19 protein-coding genes, 7 tRNA genes and 1 pseudogene are annotated in these 20211 nt (G+C 63.3%); 12 read left to right on the forward strand and 15 right to left on the reverse strand.

Annotation, left to right across the window (positions count from 1 at the left end):
• The first annotated feature begins 245 nt into the window (after positions 1-245).
• A complete protein-coding gene (locus ACWPWQ_RS17070; protein WP_005327092.1) occupies positions 246-455 on the forward strand; it encodes a cold-shock protein in 210 nt (69 codons plus the stop codon).
• Between the two features lie 363 nt (positions 456-818).
• On the opposite strand, the gene ACWPWQ_RS17075 is transcribed toward ACWPWQ_RS17070, so the two are convergent.
• The 6 genes from ACWPWQ_RS17075 to orn form a co-directional block, all read right to left on the reverse strand.
• Positions 819-894, reverse strand: a tRNA-Gly gene (locus tag ACWPWQ_RS17075).
• Between the two features lie 25 nt (positions 895-919).
• A tRNA-Gly gene (locus ACWPWQ_RS17080) sits at positions 920-995 on the reverse strand.
• Positions 996-1033: 38 nt separating this feature from the next.
• Positions 1034-1109: transfer RNA gene (locus tag ACWPWQ_RS17085), tRNA-Gly, on the reverse strand.
• Between the two features lie 29 nt (positions 1110-1138).
• Positions 1139-1214 (reverse strand) — tRNA-Gly (locus tag ACWPWQ_RS17090).
• A gap of 24 nt (positions 1215-1238) precedes the next feature.
• A tRNA-Gly gene (locus ACWPWQ_RS17095) sits at positions 1239-1314 on the reverse strand.
• Between the two features lie 177 nt (positions 1315-1491).
• On the reverse strand, positions 1492-2037 hold the full coding sequence (gene orn, locus ACWPWQ_RS17100) for an oligoribonuclease (protein WP_041205122.1): 546 nt from the start codon (positions 2035-2037) through the stop codon (positions 1492-1494).
• 91 nt (positions 2038-2128) lie between these two features.
• Here orn and rsgA point away from each other — a divergent pair, with 91 nt between their 5' ends.
• From rsgA to ACWPWQ_RS17125, 5 genes are read left to right on the forward strand one after another with little or no spacing between them, the layout of a single operon-like run.
• Positions 2129-3163, forward strand: coding sequence for a small ribosomal subunit biogenesis GTPase RsgA (gene rsgA / locus ACWPWQ_RS17105; RefSeq protein WP_041205120.1), 1035 nt, complete (start codon positions 2129-2131; stop codon positions 3161-3163).
• Positions 3164-3205: 42 nt separating this feature from the next.
• Positions 3206-4078: an archaetidylserine decarboxylase gene (gene asd / locus ACWPWQ_RS17110; RefSeq protein WP_454010334.1), complete on the forward strand. Its 873-nt coding sequence runs from the start codon at positions 3206-3208 to the stop codon at positions 4076-4078.
• Positions 4075-4347 carry a VF530 family protein gene (locus ACWPWQ_RS17115; RefSeq protein WP_202046615.1) on the forward strand — a complete coding sequence of 91 codons (273 nt, stop codon included), beginning with the start codon at positions 4075-4077 and terminating at the stop codon, positions 4345-4347. Before asd ends, ACWPWQ_RS17115 begins: the two co-directional genes overlap by 4 nt.
• Positions 4337-4600: a DUF2960 domain-containing protein gene (locus ACWPWQ_RS17120; protein ID WP_454010335.1), complete on the forward strand. Its 264-nt coding sequence runs from the start codon at positions 4337-4339 to the stop codon at positions 4598-4600. The genes ACWPWQ_RS17115 and ACWPWQ_RS17120 overlap by 11 nt, the downstream gene beginning before the upstream one ends.
• Positions 4601-4602: 2 nt before the next feature.
• Positions 4603-5007 (forward strand): hypothetical protein, encoded by a 405-nt coding sequence (locus ACWPWQ_RS17125; protein WP_454010336.1) that lies wholly within the window; start codon positions 4603-4605, stop codon positions 5005-5007.
• 213 nt (positions 5008-5220) lie between these two features.
• Here the strand turns inward: ACWPWQ_RS17125 and ACWPWQ_RS17130 are convergent, their stop codons facing one another.
• Positions 5221-5550, reverse strand: coding sequence for a carboxymuconolactone decarboxylase family protein (locus ACWPWQ_RS17130; protein WP_268424758.1), 330 nt, complete (start codon positions 5548-5550; stop codon positions 5221-5223).
• A gap of 113 nt (positions 5551-5663) precedes the next feature.
• Between ACWPWQ_RS17130 and ACWPWQ_RS17135 the strand changes: the two genes are divergently transcribed.
• A complete protein-coding gene (locus ACWPWQ_RS17135) occupies positions 5664-6581 on the forward strand; it encodes an AraC family transcriptional regulator (RefSeq protein ID WP_454010337.1) in 918 nt (305 codons plus the stop codon).
• A gap of 63 nt (positions 6582-6644) precedes the next feature.
• Here ACWPWQ_RS17135 and ACWPWQ_RS17140 read toward each other — a convergent pair whose 3' ends face one another.
• Positions 6645-7139, reverse strand: a complete 495-nt coding sequence (locus ACWPWQ_RS17140; RefSeq protein WP_025325936.1) for a hypothetical protein — start codon at positions 7137-7139, stop codon at positions 6645-6647.
• A gap of 166 nt (positions 7140-7305) precedes the next feature.
• On the opposite strand from ACWPWQ_RS17140, the gene ACWPWQ_RS17145 reads away from it, so the two are divergent.
• On the forward strand, positions 7306-9276 hold the full coding sequence (locus ACWPWQ_RS17145) for a putative bifunctional diguanylate cyclase/phosphodiesterase (protein WP_139436744.1): 1971 nt from the start codon (positions 7306-7308) through the stop codon (positions 9274-9276).
• Positions 9277-9359: 83 nt separating this feature from the next.
• Here the strand turns inward: ACWPWQ_RS17145 and rraB are convergent, their stop codons facing one another.
• Positions 9360-9695 carry a ribonuclease E inhibitor RraB gene (gene rraB / locus ACWPWQ_RS17150; RefSeq protein ID WP_025325934.1) on the reverse strand — a complete coding sequence of 112 codons (336 nt, stop codon included), beginning with the start codon at positions 9693-9695 and terminating at the stop codon, positions 9360-9362.
• A 612-nt stretch (positions 9696-10307) separates the two neighbouring features.
• Here rraB and ACWPWQ_RS17155 point away from each other — a divergent pair.
• Positions 10308-10383, forward strand: a tRNA-Phe gene (locus ACWPWQ_RS17155).
• A gap of 5 nt (positions 10384-10388) precedes the next feature.
• Positions 10389-10464: transfer RNA gene (locus ACWPWQ_RS17160), tRNA-Asn, on the forward strand.
• A gap of 64 nt (positions 10465-10528) precedes the next feature.
• On the opposite strand, the gene ACWPWQ_RS17165 is transcribed toward ACWPWQ_RS17160, so the two are convergent.
• On the reverse strand, positions 10529-10750 hold the full coding sequence (locus tag ACWPWQ_RS17165; RefSeq protein ID WP_080675078.1) for a hypothetical protein: 222 nt from the start codon (positions 10748-10750) through the stop codon (positions 10529-10531).
• A 522-nt stretch (positions 10751-11272) separates the two neighbouring features.
• Between ACWPWQ_RS17165 and ACWPWQ_RS17170 the strand changes: the two genes are divergently transcribed.
• Together ACWPWQ_RS17170 and ACWPWQ_RS17175 are read left to right on the forward strand one after the other, a co-directional pair.
• The gene (locus ACWPWQ_RS17170; protein WP_454010338.1) at positions 11273-12550 is read left to right on the forward strand and encodes an alpha/beta hydrolase; all 1278 of its coding nucleotides are present in this window, start codon (positions 11273-11275) and stop codon (positions 12548-12550) included.
• Positions 12551-12649: 99 nt separating this feature from the next.
• Positions 12650-16208, forward strand: a pseudogene (locus ACWPWQ_RS17175) (ATP-binding cassette domain-containing protein).
• A gap of 43 nt (positions 16209-16251) precedes the next feature.
• Here ACWPWQ_RS17175 and ACWPWQ_RS17180 read toward each other — a convergent pair.
• The 5 genes from ACWPWQ_RS17180 to trmB all read right to left on the reverse strand — a co-directional run bounded on the left by ACWPWQ_RS17180 (position 16252) and on the right by trmB (position 20092).
• Positions 16252-16461, reverse strand: a complete 210-nt coding sequence (locus ACWPWQ_RS17180; protein ID WP_041205103.1) for a YgdI/YgdR family lipoprotein — start codon at positions 16459-16461, stop codon at positions 16252-16254.
• Positions 16462-16663: 202 nt separating this feature from the next.
• The gene (locus ACWPWQ_RS17185) at positions 16664-17947 is read right to left on the reverse strand and encodes a rhodanese-like domain-containing protein (protein WP_454010355.1); all 1284 of its coding nucleotides are present in this window, start codon (positions 17945-17947) and stop codon (positions 16664-16666) included.
• A gap of 38 nt (positions 17948-17985) precedes the next feature.
• A complete protein-coding gene (gene glsB / locus ACWPWQ_RS17190; protein ID WP_202046621.1) occupies positions 17986-18906 on the reverse strand; it encodes a glutaminase B in 921 nt (306 codons plus the stop codon).
• A gap of 97 nt (positions 18907-19003) precedes the next feature.
• Positions 19004-19336 carry a YggL family protein gene (locus ACWPWQ_RS17195; protein ID WP_446699530.1) on the reverse strand — a complete coding sequence of 111 codons (333 nt, stop codon included), beginning with the start codon at positions 19334-19336 and terminating at the stop codon, positions 19004-19006.
• Between the two features lie 42 nt (positions 19337-19378).
• Positions 19379-20092: a tRNA (guanosine(46)-N7)-methyltransferase TrmB gene (gene trmB, locus ACWPWQ_RS17200; RefSeq protein WP_139436010.1), complete on the reverse strand. Its 714-nt coding sequence runs from the start codon at positions 20090-20092 to the stop codon at positions 19379-19381.
• Between the last annotated feature and the right edge of the window lie 119 nt (positions 20093-20211).

Raw genomic sequence — 20211 nt, forward strand, 5'->3', positions numbered from 1 at the left:
TTTTTTGACCAGAAGCATGAAACAAGCCGCTGACTTCCCAATACTTTTAGCTCGCTCAAAAAATGAAAAGTGCCAAATTGACAAGGGATCGGGCTCCAGTACAATCGATTGTGCTTTAGACAGGGATTGTACTGCATGCCACTGGAACAAATTGACGTAGTCAGTCATGGGTAGGCCCCTGCATTCTAGGCAAATGCTGCCCAACAAGGCGTTAGTTTCATTTTGTTATAGATAGGACTTACCACATGTCTGACATTCGCACCGGCCAAGTAAAATGGTTCAACGAAACCAAGGGTTTTGGCTTCATCGAGCAATCCCAGGGACCGGACGTTTTCGTTCACTTCTCCTCCATCCAGAGCACTGGTTTCAAGACCCTGGCTGAAGGTCAAAAAGTCCAGTTCACCGTGACCCAGGGCAAGAAAGGCCCGCAGGCTGAGAACGTGACTCTGCTCTAAGCCGCACTCGTGAACTCGCAGGAGGAGCCAAGGCCCCTCCTATTTTTTTGCCCGCCGTTTCCCCTTCCCCGCCACGATCATAAGCCTGTCCGCAGCAACCACAACCCTCCCCAACACCTGTGCACAAAGCGGCGACAGAAGACATGGGTCTGATCTGGCTGAATGCCGGATACGACAAATCATCGCTACGCGATGTGATGGACAATTCAAATGGATGATGAGGACTTCGAAGAGAGATTGGAGCGGGAAACGAGACTCGAACTCGCGACCCCAGCCTTGGCAAGGCGCGGATCATGCTCTACCAACTGGATGTGGCAATGAGTGCGTTTAAATATTGGATTTGTGTACTTCGAGGAGAGAGATTGGAGCGGGAAACGAGACTCGAACTCGCGACCCCGACCTTGGCAAGGTCGTGCTCTACCAACTGAGCTATTCCCGCAACAGGGTGTCTTCTGCAAGTGATTTGGAGCGGGAAACGAGACTCGAACTCGCGACCCCGACCTTGGCAAGGTCGTGCTCTACCAACTGAGCTATTCCCGCATCGGAATAATCATCTGCAGTAGCTTACTAATACGTATTGGAGCGGGAAACGAGACTCGAACTCGCGACCCCGACCTTGGCAAGGTCGTGCTCTACCAACTGAGCTATTCCCGCTACATGTGTCTTGAGGCTGTGCTGATGATTGGAGCGGGAAACGAGACTCGAACTCGCGACCCCGACCTTGGCAAGGTCGTGCTCTACCAACTGAGCTATTCCCGCATCGGAATATCATCTGCAAACTTTTGGAGCGGGAAACGAGACTCGAACTCGCGACCCCGACCTTGGCAAGGTCGTGCTCTACCAACTGAGCTATTCCCGCAACTACCTTAAAACGGCCGTACAGCATTTGGTTGCTTGCGCTACTGTACGGGAGCCGAATTATAAGAGCAGTCATTCCAATTGCAAGGGCTTTTTTGTCACTGTGCAGCCGTTCGCTCAAAAGCTGGCCGAACTGCCGATTTTAGCAACCGGGCGACGGCAACCCCTTGCCGGAGACTCAGATTTTGAAGACGTGGCTGCGGTAGAACTGCAGTTCGGCGATGGACTCGCGGATGTCGTCCAGCGCCTGGTGGGAACCGCTCTTGGTGAACTTTTCCAGCAGCTCCGGCTGCCAGCGGCGCACCAGCTCCTTGATGGTGCTGACGTCGACGTTGCGGTAGTGGAAGAAGGCTTCCAGCTCGCCCATGTGCTTGACCATGAAGCGGCGATCCTGGCCTATGCTGTTGCCGCACAGGGGGCTGGTGCGCTCCGGCACCCACTGGCGGATGAACTCGAGGGTCTCGGCCACGGCACGGGCCTCGTCGTGCTCGCTCGCCTTGACCCGGGCCACCAGCCCGCTCTTGGTGTGGGTGTTGACGTTCCACTCGTCCATCTTGGCCAGCTCTTCATCGCTCTGGTGAATGGCGATGACGGGTCCTTGTGCCAGCACGTTCAGATCCTTGTCGGTGATGATGGTGGCAATCTCCAGAACCACGTTCTGTTCGGGGTCCAGCCCCGTCATCTCCATGTCGATCCATACCAGGTTCTGCGCGCTGACTGTCATGATTGCTCTCTCTATTGGGAGGAATGGCGGAATTTTGCCAATTTGCATGTATCATACTGGCTTTGGATCTGTTCATAAACTGGCGAATCGAGTGGCAAAGAAAGCAAAACTCAATCTGGGTCAACAGAGGCGCGTTCAGGCCAACCGCGAGCGGCGGCTGCAAAAAGATCACACCACTGTGGTGGATGACACCCTGTTTGGCCCGGCCATCGAAGGGGTGGTGATCAGCCGCTTCGGCCAGCATGCGGACGTGGAAGCCGTCGATGGCACCATACACCGCAGCAACCTGAGGCGCAGCAGCATCAACAGCCTGGTGTGCGGTGACAAGGTGGTGTGGCGTCCCGGCCTCAATGCCGCGACCGCCGGGGTCATCGAGGCGGTGCATCCCCGTCACTCGGTGCTGACCCGGCCGGACTTCTACGACGGGGTCAAACCCATCGCCGCCAACATCGACCAGATAGTCATCGTCTCGGCGGTGATGCCCGAGTTCTCCACCAACATAGTCGATCGCTACCTGGTGGCCGCCGAGGATGTGGAAATCGCCCCCCTCATCGTGCTGAACAAGGTCGACATGCTGGACGAGGCGGCCCGCACCCGGGTCGAAGGCCAGCTCGCCGCCTACCGCAAGCTCGGCTACCCGGTGATCCTGGTGAGCTGCGAGAGCGGCGAAGGGCTCGATGCGCTCAAGGCCGCCCTGACCGACAAGATCAGCATCTTCGTCGGCCAATCCGGGGTGGGCAAGTCGTCACTCACCAACGCCCTGATGCCGGGGCTCGGCGTGCTCACCGGCGAGATCTCCGAAAACTCGGGGCTGGGCACCCACACCACCACCACGGCGCGGCTCTATCACTTCCCGAGCGGCGGCGATCTCATCGACTCCCCCGGGATCCGCGAGTTCGCCCTATGGCACCTGGAAGCCGATCGCATCACCTGGTGTTTCGTGGAGTTTCGCGACTACCTCGGCAGTTGCAAGTTCCGTGACTGCACCCACAAGGACGATCCCGGCTGCGCCCTGCGGGCGGCGGTCAGCAGTGGCGCCATCAGCCCTGACCGCTTCCACAACTATCACCGCATCCTGGAAACCATGCAGGAAGCCCGCCACGGTCGGCAACAAGCCCGGCTGTGACCCAATCAACCTCCCTCTTTTTAGAAAGAGCAGATGAAGATCATGAGCATCACTGACAACCTGAAAATTGCCGGTCAATACTGCCTGCCCAAACACGCCCTCTCCCGCCTGGTCGGCAAGCTTGCCGCCGCCGAGGCTGGCAACCTCACCACCCGGGTGATCGAGGCCTTTATCAAGCAGTACGGCGTCGACATGAGCGAAGCGCTGCACGAAGATCCGGCCCACTACGCGAGCTTCAACGCCTTCTTCACCCGCGAGCTCAAGCCGGGGATCCGCCCCCTGGTCGAGGATGCCATGACCCTGGCCCTGCCGGTGGACGGCACCGTCAGCCAGCTCGGCCCCATTAACCAAGGCCGCATCATCCAGGCCAAGGGCCACGACTACAGCGCCCGCGAGCTGCTGGGCGGCTTCGAGGATCTGGTGGCGCCATTCAAGGATGGGGACTTTGCCACCATCTATCTGGCACCCAAGGATTACCATCGCATCCACATGCCGCTGGATGGCGTGCTGGAGAGCATGGTGTTCGTGCCGGGGGATCTCTTCTCCGTCAACCCGCTCACCGCCGAGAACGTGCCCAACCTGTTCGCCCGCAACGAGCGGGTGGTTGCCACCTTCCGCACTCCGCACGGCCCCATGGCGCTGGTGCTGGTTGGCGCCACTATCGTCGCCAGCATCGAGACCATCTGGGCCGGCAACATAGCGCCGACCAAGCAGAAGGAAGTAGTGCGCTGGGATTACACCGGCGACGAGGCCATCACCCTGCAAAAAGGCGCCGAGATGGGCCTGTTCAAGCTCGGCAGCACCGTCGTCTGCCTGTTTGGCCCGGGCATGCTGGCCGGTTTCGAACCCCACCTGGCCAACGGCGTCACCACCCGCATGGGTCAACCCTTTGCCAAGCTGGCGGAGCAGGCATGAGTGACCAGTCGAAGCCTGCTAGCTCGCAGAAAAACAACCCGCTGCACGGGCTGACCCTGGAGGCGATCGTCACCGCCCTGGTCGAGCACTACGGCTGGGAAGCCCTGGGGCAGCAGATCAACATCCGCTGCTTCACCGAGGATCCCAGCGTCAAGTCCAGCCTGAAGTTCCTGCGCAAGACTCCCTGGGCGCGAGAGAAGGTAGAGAGCCTCTATCTCTACGTTCAGCGCAAACAGGCCAAACAGAAGGAAGACCCCAGTGGCGTTTAAGATTACCTACACCTACAAGAAGCAGGCCAAAGAGATAGGCTACGCCAACGACAAGTTCAACAGCATCTATGACGCCATCGCCGCGGCCGAGGGGCTGGATCTCTCCAGCTTCCACGCCATGGAGGCCCAGCTGGCCCAGGTATGCCGCCGCGACAAGAAGAGCGTGAAGGACTACAGGGAGAACTACTTCAAGGAGCTGGGCTTCTCCAACGTCGTGATCGAACGGGACAATCTCGAAGACAAGCAGGTGTGAGCATGCGAACCCTGACTCTGATGGCCGCCTCCCTGCTGCTGGCGGCCTGCAGCACCCAGACTCCCCAGCTGGTCGGCAACGATCAGGATGCCCACGGCTGCCGTGCCAGCGCAGGTTACCAGTGGTCCCCCCTGCTCGGCCAGTGCGTACGCCTGTTCGAACAGGGGGTGCGCCTGCAATCCCTCGAGGCCACCGAGACCGGCAGCGCCTTCGTGCTGTTCAACGCCGATCGGAGCAAGGCCGAGCTGACCCTGCCAAGCGGCGAGCGGATCCCCCTTGACCGCCAGGGCGAGGAGGGAAACTGGTCCTGGCAGGGAGGGGCCTACCAGCTCTTCCCCTGGAAGGGCTATGTGCTCAAGTCCGGCGAGCAGGCGCTGTTTCACGGTGACAGCGCACTCCAGCCCTGATCCCCAGAGATAAGCATCCAACCCCCGGCCCAGCCGGGGGTTTTGTTTTTGGAAAGCGCGAACCATGGCCGGCAGGCCAGCCCGCAGACAAAAAAGCCACGCCCGTGGGCGTGGCAAAGGTAGGCAGGGTCACTCAACTTGCTGTGACCAGCGGGGACTGGCCGGCAGACCGACAACCTGGCGGCAGGGCGGCGTCAGAGCCGCCCCCCTGGCTCAACGGTCGATGGCATCCAGCACCCGGGCGGAATAGACCATGGCGGCCCCGGCATTCATGGCAACGGCAACCCCCAGTGCATCGGCAATCTCCGCCCGGCTGGCCCCCTGCTTGAGGGCGGCATCGGCATGGACGGCGATGCAGCCATCGCAGCGGGTGGTGACGGCCACCGCCAGCGAGATGAGCTCGCGGGTCTTGCCATCCAGGGTGCCGTTCTTGCTGCCGGCGGACGACAGCTGCTGATAACCCTTGAGGGTATCCGGGCTCAGGGTGCCCAGCTCCATGACGCGGCCCATCAACTGTTTACGGTATTGATCCCAGTCTTGCATCTTGACTCTCCGGTGTGGCAGAACAGGCCCCTGCCTGCTCGATGAAGCCAGTATTGCATCGAGACTTGAGTCGTTTAATACTTTAAAGACGCAAATAACAGTCAAATAGAATCATGAACCAGATAGACCAGCTGATCAGCCAGGCCGGCATCCAGGGCACGTTCGATGTGCGCTGCCTCTATCGCGGCGGTTTCAGGCTGCCCCACGAACAGAGCCCGGCCGGGGTGATGCCGTTTCACCTGCTGATGAGGGGAGAGATCCGGGTCACCACGGCGCAGGGAGACGACGTGGCACTGCGCCCGGGCGATCTGCTGCTGCTGCCCGGTGGCGAGCCTCATGCCATCTGGCGGGAAGGCGACCCCCTGACCCTGGCCGAGCCGGGCGACGGGTTGCTGCCGCAGAGGGGCGATGGCGGCGATCAGGTGGAGTTTCTGTGCGGCGAGTACCGCTATCAGGGACCGCTACGGCCGCTGTTGCTGGATGCCCTGCCCAGCCCGCTCTGCATCCCGCTGCTCGCCAGCGAGTCCCGTCAGGCGCTGGAGCTGGTCTTGAGCTTGATCCAGCAGGAGCTAGCCCGCGAACAGCAGGGCTCGGGGGCGGTGCTGACGGCCCTCAGTCAGGTGCTGCTGGCCATGGGGCTGCGGGCCCATGCCAGCGATCCACACGGGGCGCTCGGGCTGGTCGGCGCCCTGCAAGACCCCAGGCTGGGCCGCTCGCTGCAGGCCATGCTGGCCGACCCGGCTCACCCCTGGAGCGTGGATGAACTGGCGGCGCTGGCCGCCATGTCCCGCGCCACCTATTTTCGCCACTTTCGCCAGCGGCTGGGCTGCAGCGTCTGGGAGTTCATGGTGCGGGTGCGGATGGTGCGGGCGGCCGAGCTGCTGCGCCACCCGGATCAACTCCCCCTCGGCGAGGTGGCGCAGCGGGTCGGCTATCAGTCGGAGGCCTCCTTTGCCAAGGCATTCAAGCAGTCGAGCGGGATGGCGCCTGGCCGCTTTCGCCAGCAGGGCTGGCCGGCCCTGCCCGGCTAGCGGGCCAAAAACAAAAACCCCGTTGCAGGCAACGGGGTTTTCATGCGCACAGCCAGGGCAGGATCAGTTGCCCAGGGTGGCGAACAGACTCTGCTCCAGGCTGCCACGGGAGACGCAGACCGGGGTGATGGAGGGAGCCAGCACGCGCTCGCCGGAGGACTCGACGAAGTAGAGCTGGGTGTTGCCCTTGACGTTGACGGTCGCCACGCTGTTGTTGCCGCTCTGGGTGATGATCAGGTTGATCTGCAGATTGGGGTTGCCCAGTGCGACCTTGGAACCCATGGTGCCGCAATCCAGCCACTCCAGCCCCTCGGCCGAGTTTTCAACGTTGGCGGTCATCAGACCTGAGCCACGCTGGCTGTTTTCGATGTTCAGACCGTGATCGCCAAACCACTTCTCGGCGCGGGCCCACACCAGATCCACCGGAATTGCCATCTCCTGGGTGTTGTTGGTCGCCTTGGCAACCGGCGGGGTATAGCGGTACTGCTCGCCACCATTGTTGTCACTGGCACAACCCACCATCAACAGGGCCAGGGCGCCCCCCATTATCTTCTTCATGCTGCTTCTCTCGTCCATAAGGCCATAGGCCAACCGGCGGCTATTATGGCGATCACGACACAGACTGTCAGCAGGGATCCTCATAAATGGCGGATTCTTAACCCAGGCTTTACAAAACTGACCTGTTATCATAGATTTGCTCGAAGTCTCCCCCGTGAGTGCTCACGTGAATTCTTCGCTCTCCCTGGCACTGCTGCAGCAGATCATCGACCAGTTACCCATGAATATCTTCTGCCGGGATACGGCCGGACGGTACCTGTTTGCCAACAAGGCTTTCGCCCGGGAGGCCGGGCTGCCGCAGCCGAGCGACCTCATCGGCAAGACGGACGCCGAGATGCCCTGGGGCGATCTGTTTCGCGAGGAGGACGGGCGCCTGCTGGCCGAAGGCAAGCCCCTGCTGCACCAGCAATTGCACTGCCACGGTGGCGCCGGCGCCAACTGGATGGAGATCCACAAGGTGCCGCTCTATGACGAGCAGGGCAACCCCCTCGCCCTCTTTGCCATGGTCAGCGCCATCGACCAGCGCAAGGAGCTGGAGCAGACCTTCCGCCAGCAGCAGCTGCTGCAACGCCGCCTGCTTGACGCCATTCCGGATCTCATTCGCCTCGAAGATCACCAGGGCGTGCTCATCGACTGCAATCAGGCCTTCCTCGACTTCATGGGACTGACGGCAAGCGATGCCCTGGGTCGGCGAGTGCCCCCCCGCCTGCCCGTCGAGCAGACCCTGGGACAGGGGGAGTATTGCGTGGTGGATGCCCAGGGCAAGGGGCGCCACCTGGAGGTCACCCGGGTCGAGGTGCCGGACGACGAGGGCAACTCCCTCGGCATTCTCACCCTGAGCCGTGACATCACAGGGCTGCGCACCACCCAGGCCCAGTTGCAACAGGAGCAGCACTACGACAGCCTCACCGGCCTGCTCAAGCTCTCCCACTTCCTGCAGACCAGCCGCCACCTCGGCGCCCGCAAGGCCAGCCTGCTGCTGGTGGATCTGCAACATTTTCGCGAGATCAACGATCGCTTCGGCATCCGGGTTGCCGACCGCCTGCTCAGCCAGGTGGCGCGCCGCCTGCAACGGCTGGCGCCGCCCCAGTCCCTGCTCTGCCGGGTCGCCGCCGATGACTTCGCCCTGCTGCTGCCCGAGCTTCCCCTCTCCCTGGATGAGTGGAGCCGCAACCTGCAACAGGAGTTGATGGCCCCCTACCAGGTCGAGGAGCACAGGATCCAGATCCCGGTCTTCCTCGGCATCGCCCACGGCAAGGCCAAGGAGGCCGAGCGCCTGCTGAGCCACGCGGAAGCCGCCCTGGCCCAGGGCAAGCGCCAGCAGCAGCACTGCACCCTGTTCGATCCCGAGCTGGACGCCAAGCTCAAGCGCCGTCAGCACATCGCCGCCCAGCTGCCGCTGGCCATCAAGTCGGCCGAGCTGACCGCCGTCTACCAGCCCATCATCTGCACCCACAGCAACCGGCTGCACGGGGCCGAACTGCTCTGCCGCTGGCCTCATCCGGAATTCGGCATGATCTCCCCCGACGAGTTCATTCCCCTGGCGGAAGAGCTGGGGCTCATCGGCCAGCTCGGCCAGCTGATGCTGGAGCTGGGTTGTGCCCAGCTGGCCCGCTGGCAGGTGGCGGCCCCGGATCTGGTGCTCTCCATCAACCTGTCACCGCTGCAGTTCCGCGACCCCGAACTCTGCCCACAGATCTTCGACTGCATCGAGCGCCACGGGCTGGCCCCCTGGCAGCTGGAGCTGGAGATCACCGAGGGGGTGCTGATGGAGAATGCCGACGAGATAGAGAGCAACCTGGCCTGCCTCATCGAGGCGGGCTTCCAGCTCGCCATCGACGACTTCGGCACGGGTTACTGCTCCCTCGCCTATCTGCCGAGGCTGCAGGTGGCCACCCTCAAGCTCGACAGAAGCTTCACCCAGGGGCTGGCCAGCAACCAGGCCACCACCGCCATAGTGCGCTCCGTCATCGGGCTCGGCCATGAACTCGGCATCAGGATCACCGCCGAAGGGGTGGAAACCGTGGAGCAGCAGGCCTGGCTGGCCCAGGCGGGCTGCGATCGCCTGCAGGGTTACCTGTTCAGCCGCCCCCTGCCCCCCGCCGAGTTTGCCCGCAACTACCAGTTGCCGGCCTGAGACACCGCCAACAACAAGGCCACCCGAGGGTGGCCTTGTTGTGTTTGCAGACGGTGCACACTGGCACATCGACTCTGGCGCGCTTACTCCTGGAAGTAGGTGCCCCAGCCGTCGTAGTCCACGCCATATTTTTCCAGGATAGGCAGCATCTTCTCGATGTCGGCCACTATGGTCTCGATATCCAGCTTGCACTCCACTGTGGCATCGAAGCAGAAGATGGTGGCGCCATCGTCCAGCTCCATCTCCTCGGCATCTGTCACCTCAAAGCCGGCCTTGAACAGGTCGACCGCCGCCTTCTCCAGCAGATCGAAGTCCTGGCAGGCAAAGTGGTGCTCAATCTCGTAGTCCAGACTCGGATTGCTGCCATCGGCCAGCAGCTCGTTGACGATGGCGGTGGTCTCGTCGCGCCACTCTTGCATGTTGATACTCATATAAACCCCAGGCGGTATTGGATGGATGTCAGCCCCTGCTGGCAGGCACGCTGCGGCCGCGTCGGCCCGGGTCGCCGCCAGGGGATGGTTGCGGCAAAGCATACCCGCAGAGCGCAACGGGCTCAATGCGGCGAACCAAGATAACTGCCTTGCCCGCTCCCCACCAAAGGGGGGTGTCCGTAAAAAGGTCAAAACGTGCAATAACCCGCCTTTGACAGGCACAGTCCCCTCCGGCTTGAGGCAAGCAAGACAGATTGCAGGCTCTTTGGGGATCGGTGTTTCCCACCCTGGAGGTGCCGATGACAGAGGGTCAGCCCGGGAGCATGACAGAACTCGCTTGAATGACACACCCTCAGAAGCAAGGCGCCCGCTCATCGGCTCGCCCCTATGATGGGCCTGTGTCATGGCCGTCACTGAGTCATGACGCCCGTCCAGGGGGAATCCGCCCCCCCCTTTTGCCCGGGTTGCCCATGAAAACGGCACGACAGGGCGGAAAAACGGATGAAACAGGGCCGATTGTTCGGTTATCGAGCGAACGATGCCACAATCTGCCCCCGGCGGTTGACACCTCGGCGCAGAAAGGGTTTAATGCGCGCCGTTGCCCAGATAGCTCAGTCGGTAGAGCAGGGGATTGAAAATCCCCGTGTCGGCGGTTCGATTCCGTCTCTGGGCACCAATAATTCCTCCTTAGTTCAGTCGGTAGAACGGCGGACTGTTAATCCGTATGTCGCTGGTTCAAGTCCAGCAGGAGGAGCCAAATTCGAAAGGCCCGCTCATCTGAGCGGGCCTTTCTGCATCTCCCCTTCCCGAAATGTCATTCCCTAATAGCGATTCTCGTCACCGTGCCAGACATGACCGGCAGAACATGCCCGGGCAACCTCGTGACAAGGATCATCGGCATGAGAGCGAAAGAAGTGCTGATCTTGTTGCAGCAGGAGCGAACTCATCGAGTGGCTGATACCGGCCAGAGCCTCGCCAGCGGTCAATCCTGCAACCCGGTGATCTGTGGCCAAATGAGCCAGTACCCTTTCACGACTATTCATGATCGTCTCCCTCTGTGGATCCCGTCGTAAATTGACCATAGCAGCAGGTATCAGACTACCGCAAACCCGCGCCGGCAAAGGGCCCCAGGCCGGTCCATCCCTGCCGGGAAAGGGGAACAAATGAAGAGGCCCACCCTGTCGGGTGGGCCTTTCATGGCTGCTAGCCGCCGTTACAGGCCGCCAGCAACAGGGTCGCCCCGCAGGTGGCGCTGAATACCAGCAACCCCGCCTGCAGCACGCCCTCAGGATCCGTCTCTTTTCTTCTCTTTCTGAACCTTATCCATCGCGGCTTCATCGAGCCCACCTCATCCTGTTGTGTCCAGCTCCCCTGCCCTCCTCGGCAGGCCGCTCATCTTGATCCCGGTTCGGCTCAAGGTCAATCGGTCCGCAACAATAAAGCGGCCGGGCGCTCGGGAGAGGGCCTCGTCATGGGTCCGCCCAATATCGGGAAAACCGGCGTGACCCGTCTGCGAGCCGGGGCTATGATGAGGCCGACGATTTCCGATCCCAGGGAGACCCCAGATGAGCAGCCCCTTGCACTATGTGCTGGATGGCATCCATTGCGAGCCACACTTCTTCACCGTGCCCCTCAACCACCAGAAACCGGATGACGAGGAGAGCATCACCCTGTTTGGCCGCACCCTCTGTCGCCAGGACAGGCTGGATGACGAGCTGCCCTGGCTGCTCTATCTGCAGGGGGGGCCGGGCTTTGGCGCCCCGCGCCCGACCGCGAGCGGCGGCTGGATCAAGCGGGCCCTGCAGGAGTTTCGGGTGCTGCTGCTCGATCAGCGCGGCACCGGCCACTCCAGCCCCATCAACGCCGAGGCGCTGGCCGGGCTCACCCCGGTGGAGCAGGCTGGCTACCTCGGCCATTTTCGCGCCGACAGCATAGTGCGGGATGCCGAATACATTCGCGAGACCCTGAGCCCGGACCGGCCCTGGAGCCTGCTTGGCCAGAGCTTCGGCGGCTTTTGCAGCCTCACCTACCTCTCCCTGTTCCCGGACAGCCTGCACGAGGTCTACCTCACCGGCGGCGTGGCCCCCATAGGTCGCAGCGCGGACGAGGTCTACCGCGCCACCTATCAACGGGTGGCGGACAAGAACCGCGCCTTCTTCGCCCGCTTCCCCCATGCCCAGGCCATCGCCAACCGGCTGGCCAACCACCTGCACCACCACGACGTGCGCCTGCCGAACGGCCAGCGCCTGACGGTGGAGCAGTTGCAGCAGCAGGGGCTGGATCTCGGCGCCAGCGGCGCCTTCGAGGAGCTCTACTACCTGCTGGAGGACGCCTTCATCGGCGAGCGGATCAACCCCGCCTTCCTCTACAAGGTGCAGGCCATGCAGCCGTTCAACACCAATCCGGTGTTCGCCATTTTGCACGAGTCCATCTATTGCGAGGGGAGCGCAAGCAACTGGGCGGCCGAGCGGGTCAGGGGGGAGTTTCCGGCCCTGGCCTGGGCGCCCGGCAAGGATTTCGCCTTCACCGGCGAGATGATCTTCCCCTGGATGTTCGAGCAGTTCCGCGAGCTGATGCCGCTCAAGGAGGCCGCCCACCTGCTGGCCAAAAAGGCCGATTGGGGCCCCCTCTACGACCCGGCGAAACTGGCCAAGAACCCCGTGCCGGTCGCCTGCGCCGTCTATGCCGAGGACATGTACGTGGAGTTCGACTACAGCCGCGATACCCTCAAGGGCCTTGGCAACAGCCGCGCCTGGATCACCAACGAGTACGAGCACAACGGCCTGAGAGTCGACGGCGAGCAGATCCTGGACAGGCTCATCCGCATGAATCGGGATCGCTGATCCCGCTCGGGCGACGAGCCCGCCATAAAAAGAATATCGAGGGCGGCCCATGAGCCGCCCCGCCCTGTCGGAAGCAACACAAAACAACAAGGACACCCTTTGGATCATCCGGAAACCTCGGCCGGCTGGCTGAGCCGCCTCTTCTATCACTGGACGGGCCCGCTGCAACGCAAGGGGCTGACCGAGCCCCAGGTCGGTCTCGACGATCTCTACCCCCTGCTGCCGGAAGACAGGCGCGACGCGCGGGCCGATGCCTTCCTCGCGCTCACCGCCGCAGCGCCAGTGCGCCCCTGGCCCATCATGGCCTTTATCTGGCGCCACTACCGTCGCCGCATCGGCCTGCTCACCCTGTTGCAGCTGATCGGCATGCTGGCCACCCTGGCCAGCCCCTGGCTGCTCAACCACAGCATGACCCAGCTCGGCACCGATGCCAGCACCGGCCACAAGCTGCTGCTCGCCTTCGCCCTGTTTGCCTCGGTGCTCGCCGCCGGCATGCTGGCGGAGCACTCCCTGCAGCTGGCGCTCAAGATGCACGTCCCCATTCGCCGCCTGCTGGCCGAATCCCTGCTCGCCAAGGTGATGAAACTCGGCGGCAAGAGCTTCGATGACAGGGCCGGTGGCCGGGTACAGAACCTCATCAACCGGGACGTGTGGGACATCACCTGGATACTGGCGGATCCCGCCATGCCGCTCACCATGGCACTGCAACTGGCGGGCACCATAGCCCTGCTGGTGTGGCAGGTGGGCAGCGCCGGTCTGGTGGGCTTTGCTGTGCTCACCCTGCTGCTGCTGCTCTCCACCCGGGTGGTGCGCCGCATGAACCAGCAGGAGCAGCAACTCAAGCGCCAGCAGGACGAGCGCAACGGCATACTGGCGGAGTACATCAAGAAGCTGCGGCTGGTGCGCCAGAACGGCCTCGGCGCCTTCTTCACCCGGGCGGCGAACGCCAAGCGCCAGCAGGAGCTGGGGGTGCTCGGCCGGGTGCTCAAGCTCGATGCCATCAACAGCTTCCTGATGATGAGCACCCCGCTGCTGGTGACGCTCGCCACCTTCACGACCTATCTGGCCTCGGGCCAGAGCCTGACCCTGCCCCAGGTGTTCACCACCATAGCCCTGTTCGCCGTGCTGCGGATCCCCATGATGCGGCTGCCTTACCTCATCCGCACCCTGATCAACTTCAATACCGGCTTCAACCGGCTGTGCGAGTTTCTGAGCAGCCCGGAGCAGCACCGGGATCTCGGCGATCCCAGCCTGCCGGTCGGCAGCCTACGGCTGGAAGAGGTCACCGCCCTGCACCAGCAAAAACCGGTGCTGCAGGGGGTCAGTCTGCATCGAGCCGGGGAGCTGGTGGGGATCACGGGGGCAACCGGGGCGGGCAAGAGCTGCCTGCTGCACCTGGTCGCCGGTTTGACAACGGCTTTGGGGGGCTGTCCGTCGCAACGGCCGGGTGGCGCATCTGGGCCACAAGCCCTGGCTGATGAACGACAGCATCCGCAACAACATTCTGTTCGGCCAACCCTGGGACGAGGCACGCTACCACTGGGTGCTCGGTGCCTGCGCCCTCACCACGGATCTGGGGCTGCTGAGCCACGGGGATCAGACCCTGGTGGGTGAGCTCGGCACCCGCCTCTCCGGCGGCCAGCAGCAGCGGGTCGCCCTGGCCCGCGCGCTCTATGCAGAGGCCGACATTCTGCTGCTGGACAACCCCTTGTCTGCGCTGGATCCCATGGTCTCGGCCCAGGTGCTGGAGCAGGGGCTCGCCTTCAAGCCTGGGCCGACCCGGCTGCTGGTGAGCCACGACCCGGATGTGCTGGCCCACTGCGATCGGGTGATCCGCATCGAGCAGGGCCGCCTGGTGGAGCTAGACGCCCACCAGCTGGCGGATCTCATCCAGCACCCGCAGCCCACTCCTCCGGTCCCTCCCCAGGAGGCGGAGCAGTTCAGCGAGGAGAAGGTGGTGGAGGGCAAGGTGGACTGGGGGCTGTTCGGCTTCATGTGGCAGCGCCTGGCCGCCCCCGGCGCCATCCTGATCGCCCTGCTGCTCACCCTGGGTCAGGAGGGGCTGCGCATCGCCTCGGATCTCTGGCTCGGCGGCAAGGCCGAGGTGAGCGATGTGAATACCCTGCTCGGCATCTATGTGCTGCTGGGGGCGGGATCGCTGGTCTGCATCATGGTGGTGCGGGTCATCAACTACAAACTCGGCCTCAAGCTGGCCTGGACCCTGTTCGACGGCATGCTGGGCCGCATCAGCCGCGCCCCCATGGCCTTCTTCGACAAGGTGCCCCAGGGGCGCATCCTCAACCGCTTCGACCGGGATCTAGGGGAGGCCCAGGAGGTGCTGCTGTCCATGCTGATGGGGCTGTTCGGCATGCTGGTCTCTGTGGCTCTGCAGGTGGTGGTCATCGGCATCAACATTCCCCTGCTGCTGCTCATCGCCCCCCTGGTGGGCTGGGCGCTCTACGTGCTGCAGCGGCGCTACCGGGCGGTGCAGCTCAAGCTGCGGCGCCAGTCCTCGGTGCTGCGCTCCCCGCTCTACATCAGCATCAGCGAGACCATTCGCGGCGCCCCCGCCCTGCGTCTGGCCGGGGCCGAGCGCTTCGCCCTGGATCAGGTGCTGCATCACTATGACAACAACCTGCGCAGCTGGTACACCACCACCTCCATCAACCGCTGGCTCGGCATGCACCAGACCCTGCTCTCCGCCGCCCTGGTGGGGGCAGTGGCACTGATGGTGGCCTTTGGCAACAGCCCGCTGCTGGGGGCCGTGGCCATCACCTACGCCTTCACCGCCTCGGCCATGCTCAACTCCCTGATCCGTACCTTCGCCGAAGTGGAGCAGGTGATGAACGCGGTGGAGCGGGTGCGTGAATACAGCGAGATAGAGAGCGAGCGCCAGGAGGGAGAGGCCCTCGCCACCCCCCATCCGGCGGTGCGCTTCGACAATCTGGGGCTGCGCTACCCGGGCGCCAGCCAGTGGGCCCTGCACAGGGTCAACTTCGAGCTGGCCCCCGGCGAGAAGGTGGGGGTGTGCGGGCGCACCGGTGCTGGCAAGAGCTCCCTGCTCGGGGTGCTGCAGGCCATGTATCCGGCCTCCCAGGGAGAGATTTACTACGGCGATCAGCCGCTCTCTGCCCTGGCGCCGGAGGCGGTGCGCGCACTCTATGACACCGTCTCCCAGATCCCCCTCACCTTCTTCGGCACCCTGCGCGCGAATCTCGCCCCCCTGAGCGAGCAGAGCGACGCCGCGCTGGAGCAGGCGCTGGCCCGGGTCGGCCTGGCCGAGCGCTGCGCCGGCCGGCTGGACGAGGATCTCGACCGGCTGCAACTCTCTGCCGGCGAGACACAGCTGCTGGTGATCGCCCGCATCCTGCTGTCGCGCCGCCCCCTCATAGTGCTGGATGAGGCCACCTCGGATCTCAGCCACGGCGGCATGCGCAAGATGGCAGAGCTGCTCTATCGCTACCGGCCACAGGCCAGCTATCTGGTGATAGCCCACCACCTGGAGCCGCTCCTGTCGGTGGACAAGGTGGTAGTGATGGAGGCAGGCACAGTGGTGGAGCAGGGCTCTCCGGTCAGCCTGCTGGCCAATCCGGGCTCCCGCTTCCACCAGCTGTTCGCCGGTCAGGTGAACCGCCAGGTGGGGGAGCTGACGGGCTGAAACAAAAAGGGCTGCCCGCGGGCAGCCCTGCTCTTCGTGCCTCTCAACGCTCCATGATCTGGGTGATGTCATCCTTGTTGATCAACATCTCCCGCCCCTCTTCGTCGTAGTAGCGGTACATGCCCGTGTCCTCATCCAGCCTGGGCTTGCTGTCGGTAGTAATCATCTTCCCGTCCCGGGTGCTCATGATGTATTGGGAGCTGCACGCCACCAGCCCCAGCATGCACACCAGGATCATCATCAGTCGTTTCATCGCCCGCCTCTTCTCCCTCCGGCATCCTCAGGACGAGGATGTTTCTTGAAGCCTAGCTCAAGCGCCGCCCCCCGAACGAGTGCGGCCAGAATATGAAAACAGCTATGTTGATCAGAGAGTTAACAGCGGGATGAGCCTGGATGCACCAATGAAAAAGGCCGGACATTCGTCCGGCCTTTACCAGGGCAACGCATTGGCGTCATCAGCCCTTGGGCTTACGCTCACCGGTGACTGTGGGGTTCTTGGGGTCTGAGCTCCACTCGTACCAGCCGCCGTCGTAGACGCTGATCCGCTTCCAGTCCATCAGCCAGGCGTAGAAGAAGGCCTCGGAGGCGCGCCAGCCGGTGCCGCAGTAGAAGGCGGCCTGCTGGGTCGGCTCGATGTTCCACTGATCCCACATGGCGAGGATCTCGCGGGCCGGTTTCATGGTGCCGTCCGGGTTGTGGAAGTCGCTCATGCTGTTGGCATCCACGCCGCCGTGACCCCACTTGGCCCCGGGAATGTCGCCCTTGGGCTTGATGTAGCTGTAGCCGGAGGTGTTGCCGACAAACTCGTCCCAGGTGCGCACGCTGACCAGGGCACTATCGGGCTGCTTGAGCAGCGCCTTGGCCTGGTCCAGGGTGGTGTAGTACTCGGGATGGGCCGGAATGGCCACGCCAAACTCCTTCACCGGCTCAAACTTGTTGGCAAGGCCGGTTTCGGTGCGCAGGTGCTGCACGAACCAGGCATCCAGGCCGCCGTCCAGCAGGCGCACGTCCTCCACCCCGGCATACATCATCAGGTGAGCGGCACGGGCCGCCGCCATGGTGTTGCGACCATAGAGGATGACGGTGGTGTCGTGGCGGATGCCGTTCTCCAGCAGCAGCGCCTTGAGCGCCTCGTCAGAGACCTTGTTCCACAGCGGCTCCTCTTCCAGGCGGTTGGTGTCGATGTAACCGGCCCCCGGGATATGGCTCAGCAAGTAGGCCTTGGGCGAGCCCCAGTCCACCTCGAAAACCTTCCAGTCCCCCTTGGGGGCGGCCGCCACCGGCTTGCCGGCCTGCAGATCGGCGAGCCAGAGCGGGTAGACCAGCTGCTGCCAGCGGGCCAGGTGCTCGCGCGGCGCGCTCTGCCAGCCCTGCAGCTCGAACAGCTGCTTGATGCCCTGCTGGCGCAGCAGACGGGCCACCTCGGCCACTTCCCGCGGGGCGCCGTAGAGGGCGACCGGCAGATCGGCCTTCAGCCCCTTGCTCGCGAGCGCCTTGGGCCACTCTTCGTCACTGTATTTCCACTCGGCGGAAAGGTTCTCTGCGCCGGCCACGTGGCCCCCCTGCTTTTCGCCTGCCATGGGCCAGCCCTGGTAGAAGTAGCTGGGGCGGGTATCCAGGATCACGGCCTGCTTCGCCTTGGCATCGGCCAGGGAGAGAGGAGGCAGTTCGGCGGCCAGGGCGGGCCAGGCACACCAGAGCAGCAGGGCGGCCAGGCCGCTGCGCCACAGTCCAGTCATTCGTTTCATGATGTTGTCTCGATGCATAGTGAACAAAGTTAAAAAATGGAGCGGCCGAGGCGCTCGGCCAGCAGCTCCAGCGCCGCCGTGCCCGCCAGGGAGTTGCCCGCCTTGTTGAGTTCGGGGGACCAGACGCAGACCACCAGCTCGCCGGGGATCAGCGCCATGATGCCGCCCCCCACCCCGGACTTGCCCGGCATGCCGACCCGGTAGGCGAAGTCGCCCGCCTCGTCATAGAGGCCGCAGGTGGCGAGCAGGGCATTGACCTGCTTGGTGGTGCGGGCTGGCAGCAGCGGCGAGCTCTCGCCGAGCGGCACGCCGCGGTTGGCCAGGTAGATGAATGCCCGGGCCAGATCGACGCAGCTCATGCGGATGGCGCAGGCATTGAAGTAGCTCTGCAACACCTTGTCCACCTCGTTCTCGAAGTTGCCATAGGCCTTCATCAGGTAGGCGATGGCGGCGTTGCGGGCGGCGTGCTGATATTCGGAGCGGGCCACCACCTGGTCCGCCATGATGGCGGGATTGCCGCACAGGCGACGCACCAGTTCCAGGGTCCGTTGGCGCGGGGCCGTGAGCCGGGTCTCCAGCAGATCGCTCACCACCAGGGCGCCGGCATTGATGAAGGGGTTGCGGGGAATGCCGTGCTCGAACTCCAGCTGCACCAGGGAGTTGAACGGCTGACCTGAGGGCTCCTTGCCCACCCGGGCCCAGATCTCCTCCTCCTGGTAGAGGGTGAGCGCCAGGGTCAGGCTCAGGGCCTTGGAGATGCTCTGGATGGAGAAGGGCTCGCAGGCGTCACCGGCGGTGAACAGCTCCCCCTCCACGGTGCAGACGGCGATCCCGAGCCTGTCCGCCGGCACCTGCGCCAGCGCGGGAATGTAATCGGCCACCTTGCCCTGCCCGAGCAGCGGGCGCACCTCTTCCAGGATGCTGGCCAGTAATTCGGATGACAACACCATCGACGATTCCATGACGTGAGACGAGGTGAGGCGAGGCTCACCGACAAAAATCCCGCCGGCGGCGGGATTTTCTATCTGCCCGAGAGGCAGTCGGATATCAGGCCGGCTCACCGTACCAGAGATCGAACAGCTCGGTGACCACCACGGCCTCCATCCCCTTGCCTTCCAGCCAGGATCTGACGGCGGCGCGGTCCTCTTCGGTACACTTGCCCAGTTGCTGGGTGCAGATCATCCCTTCCCAGGCCAGGTGGCCTGAACCGGCGAAGGCCAGCTTACGGGGTTCAACAACCTCATCGATCATCGCATCGACTACCGCATCGATGGTCTCTTCGGCAGTGCCGACCGGGAAGTTGAAACTGATGTCGAAACCCATTTCCTGGAATTCATCGACGCGCAGTTTCTTACGCAGACGGCGGCTACGATTGGCCATGATAGCTCCTCAAGTTAGTGGATACGGAGTTGACGTGCCAGCTCAGCTGACACGCTTGAAAATCAGATCCCAGACCCCGTGGCCCAGACGATGGCCACGTTGCTCGAATTTGGTCAGCGGGCGCCAGTCGGGACGGGGCACCCAGTTGCCGGTGGCGGAGGTGTTCTCGTACCCCTCGGCGGCGCTCATCACTTCCAGCATGTGCTCGGCGTAGTTTTCCCAGTCGGTGGCCATGTGGAAGACGCCACCGATGGCGAGCTTCTGGCGGATGTCCTGGGCGAAGGCCGGCTGTACGATGCGGCGCTTGTGGTGGCGGCTCTTGTGCCAGGGATCCGGGAAGAAGAGCTGCAGGCAGGAGAGTGAACCGTTCGGGATCATGTGCTCCAGCACCTCCACCGCATCGTGACAGATCACGCGCAGGTTGGTGACGCCCGCTTCCTGGGCGGTGCCGAGGCAGGCCCCCACGCCCGGGGAGTGCACCTCGATGCCGATGAAGTTCTTCTCGGGGGCATTCCTGGCCATCTCCACCAGGGAGGCGCCCATGCCGAAGCCGATTTCCAGCACCACAGGGGCTTCGCGGCCAAACAGCGCCACCATGTCCAGGGGTTGTGGTGCAAAATCGATGCCCATGACCGGCCAGAGCTCTTCCAGGGCCTTCTCCTGCCCTTTGGTCAGGCGGCCTTCGCGACGGACGAAGCTGCGGATCTTGCGCATGAACTTGCCGTCTTCGTTAAATACATCTTGGGTCACAGGCATATTTGTCTCGTTATTTCATCAATCCGGGTAACAGAACCGGGGTCAATCCGGGTTTAGGCCGACCTGGTGGTTCGTTATTTCATCAATCGGCAAAAACAGGGGAGCGAATTATCCCAAGA

Source organism: Aeromonas sp. Marseille-Q7275 (assembly GCF_965119515.1).

Bases quoted from the DNA above. Each gene is read 5' to 3' on its own strand.
- ACWPWQ_RS17070 (WP_005327092.1), top strand. From the start codon at position 246: ATGTCTGACATTCGCACCGGCCAAGTAAAATGGTTCAACGAAACCAAG.
- orn (WP_041205122.1), bottom strand. From the start codon at position 2,037: ATGACAGTCAGCGCGCAGAACCTGGTATGGATCGACATGGAGATGACG.
- asd (WP_454010334.1), top strand. From the start codon at position 3,206: ATGAGCATCACTGACAACCTGAAAATTGCCGGTCAATACTGCCTGCCC.
- ACWPWQ_RS17115 (WP_202046615.1), top strand. From the start codon at position 4,075: ATGAGTGACCAGTCGAAGCCTGCTAGCTCGCAGAAAAACAACCCGCTG.
- ACWPWQ_RS17125 (WP_454010336.1), top strand. From the start codon at position 4,603: ATGCGAACCCTGACTCTGATGGCCGCCTCCCTGCTGCTGGCGGCCTGC.
- ACWPWQ_RS17130 (WP_268424758.1), bottom strand. From the start codon at position 5,550: ATGCAAGACTGGGATCAATACCGTAAACAGTTGATGGGCCGCGTCATG.
- ACWPWQ_RS17135 (WP_454010337.1), top strand. From the start codon at position 5,664: ATGAACCAGATAGACCAGCTGATCAGCCAGGCCGGCATCCAGGGCACG.
- ACWPWQ_RS17140 (WP_025325936.1), bottom strand. From the start codon at position 7,139: ATGAAGAAGATAATGGGGGGCGCCCTGGCCCTGTTGATGGTGGGTTGT.
- rraB (WP_025325934.1), bottom strand. From the start codon at position 9,695: ATGCAAGAGTGGCGCGACGAGACCACCGCCATCGTCAACGAGCTGCTG.
- ACWPWQ_RS17165 (WP_080675078.1), bottom strand. From the start codon at position 10,750: ATGAATAGTCGTGAAAGGGTACTGGCTCATTTGGCCACAGATCACCGG.
- ACWPWQ_RS17170 (WP_454010338.1), top strand. From the start codon at position 11,273: ATGAGCAGCCCCTTGCACTATGTGCTGGATGGCATCCATTGCGAGCCA.
- ACWPWQ_RS17180 (WP_041205103.1), bottom strand. From the start codon at position 16,461: ATGAAACGACTGATGATGATCCTGGTGTGCATGCTGGGGCTGGTGGCG.
- ACWPWQ_RS17185 (WP_454010355.1), bottom strand. From the start codon at position 17,947: ATGACTGGACTGTGGCGCAGCGGCCTGGCCGCCCTGCTGCTCTGGTGT.
- glsB (WP_202046621.1), bottom strand. From the start codon at position 18,906: ATGGTGTTGTCATCCGAATTACTGGCCAGCATCCTGGAAGAGGTGCGC.
- ACWPWQ_RS17195 (WP_446699530.1), bottom strand. From the start codon at position 19,336: ATGGCCAATCGTAGCCGCCGTCTGCGTAAGAAACTGCGCGTCGATGAA.
- trmB (WP_139436010.1), bottom strand. From the start codon at position 20,092: ATGCCTGTGACCCAAGATGTATTTAACGAAGACGGCAAGTTCATGCGC.